The 7,065-nt window shown below is 69.3% G+C and carries 7 protein-coding genes; all 7 read right to left on the bottom strand.

Features of this window, described 5'->3' with window-relative positions:
- A partial coding sequence (locus AC30CM_RS23945; RefSeq protein ID WP_490119408.1) for an NADH-quinone oxidoreductase subunit G occupies window positions 1-1,535 on the bottom strand: 1,535 nt, incomplete at its 3' end.
- An 82-nt stretch (window positions 1,536-1,617) separates the two neighbouring features.
- Entirely contained in the window at window positions 1,618-2,943 is a 1,326-nt protein-coding gene (gene nuoF, locus AC30CM_RS23940; RefSeq protein ID WP_490119407.1) for an NADH-quinone oxidoreductase subunit NuoF, read from the bottom strand.
- Window positions 2,940-3,818, bottom strand: coding sequence for an NADH-quinone oxidoreductase subunit NuoE (gene nuoE / locus AC30CM_RS23935; protein WP_490119406.1), 879 nt, complete (start codon window positions 3,816-3,818; stop codon window positions 2,940-2,942). The genes nuoF and nuoE overlap by 4 nt, the downstream gene beginning before the upstream one ends.
- A 124-nt stretch (window positions 3,819-3,942) precedes the next feature.
- Window positions 3,943-5,256 (bottom strand): NADH dehydrogenase (quinone) subunit D, encoded by a 1,314-nt coding sequence (gene nuoD / locus AC30CM_RS23930; RefSeq protein WP_490119405.1) that lies wholly within the window; start codon window positions 5,254-5,256, stop codon window positions 3,943-3,945.
- Window positions 5,256-5,882, bottom strand: a complete 627-nt coding sequence (locus tag AC30CM_RS23925; protein WP_490119412.1) for an NADH-quinone oxidoreductase subunit C — start codon at window positions 5,880-5,882, stop codon at window positions 5,256-5,258. The genes nuoD and AC30CM_RS23925 overlap by 1 nt, the downstream gene beginning before the upstream one ends.
- A 92-nt stretch (window positions 5,883-5,974) precedes the next feature.
- A complete protein-coding gene (locus AC30CM_RS23920; protein ID WP_490119404.1) occupies window positions 5,975-6,532 on the bottom strand; it encodes a NuoB/complex I 20 kDa subunit family protein in 558 nt (185 codons plus the stop codon).
- Window positions 6,523-6,897, bottom strand: a complete 375-nt coding sequence (locus AC30CM_RS23915; protein WP_490119411.1) for an NADH-quinone oxidoreductase subunit A — start codon at window positions 6,895-6,897, stop codon at window positions 6,523-6,525. The genes AC30CM_RS23920 and AC30CM_RS23915 overlap by 10 nt, the downstream gene beginning before the upstream one ends.
- Between the last annotated feature and the right edge of the window lie 168 nt (window positions 6,898-7,065).

Here is a 7,065-nt window from a genome sequence, read left to right as displayed (position 1 = left end):
GGCAGCAGCGTGGGCAGCGCCCCGGCCTCCAGTGCGCCGCGCTCACCTGCCCGGCGTGGCACCCACCCGATGCGGGCGTGGCAGCGCCGCGCCAACCGCAGCACCGCGGAGTAGGCGCCCGTCGCCGTCGCGAGCCGTTCGCCCGCCAGGATCACGGTGCCCGCGGGCAACTCGGTGAGGCCGTCGAGGGCGGCGGCCTCCCCGCCCGGTGCAGTGGCGATCAGGCTGGCGCCGAGCTTGCGCAGACCGCGGCTGGCGAACGGGGCCACCGCCGTGACCGCCAACCCGCGCTTGCGGACTGCCTTGCGCAGCCGCAGGAAGACGATCGGCGACTCCTCCTCGGGCTCGAACCCGACCAGCAGCACCGCGGGTGCGGACTCCAGGTCGGCATACGTGACGGCCATCGTGCGGCCCGCGACCGCGGCGGCCAGGAATGCGCTCTCCTCGGCGGAGTGCGCGCGGCTGCGGAAGTCGACGTCGTTGGTGCCCAACACGATTCGTGCGAACTTCGCATACGCGTAGGCGTCCTCCAGCGTCACCCGCCCACCGACCAGCACCCCGGTGCGCGCACCGGCCGACTCGAGACCACGGACCGCGATCGCGACGGCCTCCGACCACGACGCCGGCCGCTGACCACCGTCGGCGGTACGGACCAGCGGCGTCGTGACCCGGTCCCGCGACCTGGCGTACGTGAACGCCCACCGGCCCTTGTCGCAGTTCCACTCCTCGTTGACCTCGGGATCGTCGCCCGCAAGGCGGCGCAACACCGTGCCGCGCCGGTGATCGGTGCGCTGGGCACACCCCGATGCGCAGTGTTCGCACACGCTCGGGGACGACACCAGGTCGAAGGGTCTGGCCCGGAACCGGTAGGCCGTGCCCGTCAGCGCACCCACGGGGCAGATCTGCACGGTGTTGCCGGAGAAGTACGAGTCGAACGGCGCGTCGTCGGCGATGCCGACCTGCTGCAGGGCGCCCCGCTCCAGCAATTCGATGAACGGGTCGCCGGCGATCTGATTCGAGAACCTGGTGCAGCGCGCACACAGCACGCAGCGCTCGCGGTCCAGCAGCACCTGCGCCGACAGGTTGATGGGCTTGGGATAGGTGCGCTTGACGTCGGTGAAGCGGGTGTCGGCCCGGCCGTTGGACATCGCCTGGTTCTGCAGCGGGCACTCACCGCCCTTGTCGCATATTGGGCAGTCCAGCGGATGGTTGATCAGCAGCAGTTCCATCACGCCGTGTTGCGCGCGGTCGGCGACCTCGGACACCAGCTGGGTTCGGACCACCATGTCGGGCGTGACCGTGGTGGTGCACGACGCCAAGGGCTTGCGCTGCCCCTCGACCTCGACCAGGCACTGTCGGCACGCGCCCACCGGGTCGAGCAGCGGATGATCGCAGAACCGCGGAATCTGGATCCCCATCAGCTCCGCTGCCCGGATCACCAACGTCCCCTTGGGCACGCTGATCCGATGGTCGTCGATGACGAGCGACACCATCTCGACGTCGGTGTGGGGCTTGCTGGGTTCGGCCAGCGTCATCGGTGCGTCCCCTTCCCGCCGCGAGCAGACGCAAATGCACACGTCGTGGCCGGACGATGCGGACATCCGTGTCTGCTCGCGCTCATACCGCGGCTCCCTTGGTGGTGGACACGGTGGCGAACACCGTGGCGGCGTGCGGATCGAACGGACACCCACCACCGAGGTGGGCGAGGTACTCGTCGCGAAAGTGCTTGATCGACGACAGGATCGGGCTGGCGGCACCGTCGCCGAGCGCGCAGAACGACTTGCCGAAGATCGAGTCGGAGATGTCGAGCAGCGTGTCGACGTCGGCCTCGTCGGCGTCGCCGGCCTCCAGCCGGGCGTAGATCTGCGCCAGCCAGTACGTGCCCTCGCGGCACGGCGTGCACTTGCCACACGACTCGTGGGCGTAGAACTGCGTCCACCGGCGCACCGCGCGCACCACGCACGTCGTCTCGTCGAAGATCTGCAATGCCTTGGTCCCCAACATCGAACCGACCCTGGCCATGTTCTCGTAGTCCAGCGGCACGTCCAGGTGCTCGGCGGTCAACATCGGCGTCGACGACCCGCCCGGCGTCCAGAACTTCAGCTCGTGGCCCGCCCGCACGCCGCCGGCGTAGTCCAGCAGTTCGCGCAACGTGATGCCCAACGGCGCCTCGTACTGCCCGGGTCGGGTGACGTGCCCGGACAGCGAGTAGAGCGTGAAGCCCGGCGACTTCTCCGAGCCCATCGACGTGAACCAGTCGACGCCGCCGCGGATCACCGCAGGCACGCTGGCGATCGACTCGACGTTGTTCACCACCGTGGGGCAGGCGTAGAGCCCCGCGACCGCCGGGAACGGCGGACGCAACCGCGGCTGGCCGCGGCGCCCCTCCAGCGAGTCGAGCAGCGCGGTCTCCTCACCGCAGATGTAGGCGCCCGCCCCCGCGTGCACCACCAACTCCACGCCCGCCGGACTCTCCGACCCCAGGTACCCGGCCTCGCGGGCCTCGGCGACGGCGCCCTGCAGGCGCCGCAGCACGGGGATCACCTCGCCGCGGACGTAGATGAACGCATGCCTGGCGCGGATCGCGTACGCGGCGATGATGGCCCCCTCGATCAGGGCGTGCGGATTGGCCATCATCAGTGGAACGTCCTTGCACGTCCCGGGTTCGGACTCGTCGGCATTGACCACCAGGTACTTCGGCTTGGCGCCGGGGCCGCCGCCACCCGGTTCGGCCTGGGGGATGAACGACCACTTCTGGCCCGTCGGGAACCCGGCGCCACCTCGCCCGCGCAGCCCGGACTCCTTCACCAGCGTGATGACGTCGCCGGGCGGCATCCCCAGCGCCGTCTGCAACGCCTCGTACCCCCCGTGACGGCGGTACGTCTGCAGCGTCCACGACGCGGGCTGATCCCAGAAGCGGCTGAGCACCGGTGTGAGCGTCATCGGGCGTGACCGTTCTGCTCGTCACCGCCGGGCGGGACGTCGGCCGACGGGGCGGGAGCCGGCTCGTCGCGCACGCTCTCGGCGGCCATCGCCGCGCCGTCGGGTCCGGCTGCACCGTCGGCGCTTCCGGAATCCCCCGAGGCGCCTTCGGCCACGTCGGGCGCGCGCATGCCCCGCTCCCGAGCCACCTCCAGACCCGCCAGCGTGGCCCGGCCCGGCGCGGCGTCGTTGGCGCCCGGCCGGTCGTCGGGGAAACCCGCCAGGATGCGCGCGGTGTCGCGGAACGTGCACAGTGGCGCGCCGCGCGTCGGCGTGACCGTGGCGCCCGACCGCAGCGCGTCGACGAGATCCCGCGCCGAGGACGGCGTCTGGTCGTCGAAGAACTCCCAGTTCACCATCACCACCGGGGCGTAGTCGCAGGCCGCGTTGCACTCGACGTGGTCGAGCGTGACCGCGCCGTCGGCCGTGGTGCCACCCGCCGGCACCCCGAGGTGCTCTTCGAGCGCCTCCAGGATCGCGTCGCCACCCATGATCGCGCACAGCGTGTTGGTGCACACCCCCACCAGATAGTCGCCGGTGGGGGAGCGCCGGTACATCGAGTAGAAGGTCGCGACCGCGGTCACCTCGGCGGCGCTCAGCCCCAATCGACCTGCACAGAAAGCGATTCCGGCGGGGGTGAGATAGCCGTCGTGGGACTGCACCAGGTGCAGCAGCGGCAACAGTGCCGAACGGGCCACGGGGTAGCGCGCCGTCACGACCGCGGCGTCGGCGGCCAGGCGCTCGGCGACGTCGTCGGGATAGCCGCTGGGCCCGCCACCGATCGGGGGGCCGGGCTCGTCGGGTCGCTGACCCAGGCGCAGCTCGACGATGCTCATCGGTACCGTCTCCTCTTCGCGCAAGCGCTCATCGGTACCGTCTCCTCTTCGCGCAAGCGCTCATCGGTACCGTCTCCTCTTCGCGCAAGCGCTCATCGGTACCGTCTCCTCTTCGCGCAAGCGCTCATCGGTCCACCCCGCCCATCACCGGGTCTATCGACGCCACCGACGTGATCGCGTCCGCCACCATTCCGCCCTCGCACATCACCGACACCGCCTGCAGATTCGTGAACGACGGATCCCGGTAGTGCACGCGGTAGGGCCGCGTGCCGCCGTCGCTGACCATGTGCACGCCCAACTCGCCGCGGGGTGACTCGACCGCCGCGTAGACCTGACCCGCGGGCACCCGGATGCCCTCGGTGACGAGCTTGAAGTGGTGGATGAGCGCCTCCATCGAACCGCCCATGATCTTCGCGACGTGCTCCGGCGACGTGCCCAGGCCGTCGGGACCCAACCGCAGATCGGCGGGCCACGCGAGCTTCTTGTCGGTGAGCATGACCGGTCCTGGACGCAGGCGATCGAGGCACTGCTCGACGATCTTGATGGACTCGCGCATCTCCCTGACCCGGATCACGTAGCGACCGTAGGAATCACACCGATCGTCGGTGACGACGTCGAACTCGTAGTTCTCGTACCCGCAGTAGGGTTGCGCGCGGCGCAGGTCGTGCGGCAACCCCGTGGACCGCAGGATGGGTCCCGTGATGCCCAGTGCCATGCAGCCGGTCAGGTCGAGGTAACCGACGCCGACGGTGCGTGCCTTCCAGATGTAGTTCTCGTTGAGCAGGTTCTCCATGTCGCGCAACCGCTTCGGCAGCAGCACCAGCAGCTCGCGCAATTGCGACATGGCCTCGTCGGGCAGGTCGGCCGCGACCCCGCCGGGACGCACGTAGGCGCTGTTCATCCGCAGCCCGGTGATGGTCTCGAACACCGACAGGATGAGTTCGCGCTCACGGAACCCGAAGAACATCGCCGACATCGAGCCCAGTTCCATGCCGCCGGTGGCCAGCGCCACCAGATGGCTGGAGATGCGGTTGAGTTCCATCATCATGACCCGAATGACGTTGGCCCGCTCCGGGATGTCGTCGGTGACCCCGAGCAGCTTCTCCACACCCAGGCAGTACACGGTCTCGTTGAAGAACGGCGACAGGTAGTCCATGCGGGTCACGAACGTCACGCCCTGGGTCCAGGTGCGGTACTCCAGGTTCTTCTCGATGCCGGTGTGCAGGTAGCCGATTCCGCAGCGGGCCTCGGTGACCGTCTCGCCCTCGATCTCCAGGATGAGCCGCAGGACCCCGTGCGTGGACGGATGTTGCGGACCCATGTTGACGACGATGCGATCGCCTGCGACCGCCGCATCCCGCGCGGCCGCGACGACGTCCTGCCAGTCCTGCCCGCCGACCGTGACGACGACGTCGCGGTCCGTGTCCTGGTCGGTCATCAGTTGTAGGCCCTCCGCTGGTCCGGCGGCGGGATCTGCGCGCCGTGGTACTCGACGGGGATGCCGCCCAACGGGTAGTCCTTGCGCTGCGGATGGCCCACCCAGTCGTCGGGCATCTCGATGCGGGTGAGCGACGGATGCCCGTCGAACAGGATGCCGAAGAAGTCGTAGGTCTCCCGCTCGTGCCAATCGGTGGTCGGGTACACCCCGTACAGCGACGGCACGTGCGGATCGTCGTCGGGTGCGGCCACCTCCACCCGGATGCGCCGATTGTGCGTGATCGACATCAAGGGATACACCGCGTGCAGCTCGCGACCGCGGTCGTCGGGATAGTGCACGCCGGAAACACCAAGGCAGAGTTCAAACCTCAACGCGGGATCGTTGCGCAGCGTGCGTGCCACCGGCACCAGATGCGCGCGCCGCACCTCGAGGGTCAGCTCGTCGCGGTACACCACGACCCGTTCGACGGCCGCGTCGTAGGCGTCCTGGCCGAGAGCTGCAGCCAAGGCGTCGACCACCGCGTCGAAGTAGCCGCCGTAGGGGCGCGGGGAGCTGCCGGGCAGTGCGACCTCGCGTACCAGCCTGCCGTAGCCCGACGTGTCCCCGCTGCCCGAGACGCCGAACATGCCGCGGCGCGTGGCGATCACCTCGCCGCCCGCGCCGTTCGCCGCGTGCTCGTGGGCGGGATCCCGTGCGGCACCGAAACCGTCGTCGCGCGTCATGGGCGCAGCAACCCGGTGAACTCGATGGTGGGCCGGGCCGCGAGGGCGGCCTGCTCGGCCGCGGCGACGGCCTCGGCGCGGTTGACGCCCAGCGGCATCTCGGCGATCTTGGCGTGCAGCTTCAGGATCGCGTTCAACAGCATCTCCGGTCGCGGAGGGCAACCGGGCAGGTAGATGTCGACCGGCACCACGTGATCGACGCCCTGCACCACGGCGTAGTTGTTGAACATCCCGCCCGAGGAGGCGCAGACGCCCATCGCCAGAACCCATTTCGGTTCCGCCATCTGGTCATACACCTGGCGCAGCACCGGAGCCATCTTCTGGCTCACCCGTCCGGCCACGATCATCAGGTCGGCTTGGCGCGGCGTCGCCGAGAACCGTTCCATGCCGAATCGCGCGATGTCGAATCGCGGGCCGGCCGTCGCCATCATCTCGATGGCGCAGCACGCCAGCCCGAACGTGGCGGGCCACAGCGAGCCCTTGCGGACATAGCCTGCGACCTTCTCCACCGTGGAGAGCAGGATGCCGCCCGGCAGTTTCTCCTCTAGTCCCATGCCAGCCCCCCGCGTCGCCACACGTAGGCGTAGGCCACGAACACCGTGAGCATGAAGAGCAGCATCTCGACCACGGCGAACACGCCCAACGAGTCGAAGGCCACCGCCCACGGGTAGAGGAACACGATCTCGATGTCGAAGACGATGAACAACATCGCCGTCAGGTAGTACTTCACGGGGAAGCGCTGGCCGGTGGCCTGGGCGTTGGGTGATCCGGGGGCGATGGGCTCGATGCCGCATTCGTAGGCCTCGAGTTTGGCGCGGTTGTAGCGCCTCGGGCCGATGACGACCGCGATCGCGACGGATCCGACCGCGAAGACGGCCGCGATGGCCCCGATCACCAGGATGGGTACGTAGGGGTTCATGCCGGGGTTCATGCCGCTAGGTCGCTCCCTCGTAGGCTGCCGATGTGAGCTACGACACAGCTTAGTCCCGTGAACCTTGGGCCCGACGCATTTTGGATAGGATCAGGGCAATGCACTGAGGGCTCGCGTCCTCCCGCAGGGTGACGCGAACAGGCAACGGCCCCAGTC

This window comes from Mycobacterium sp. DHQP2018-32-09 (assembly GCF_058148405.1).
This window is presented reverse-complemented; position numbering and strand designations above follow the sequence as displayed.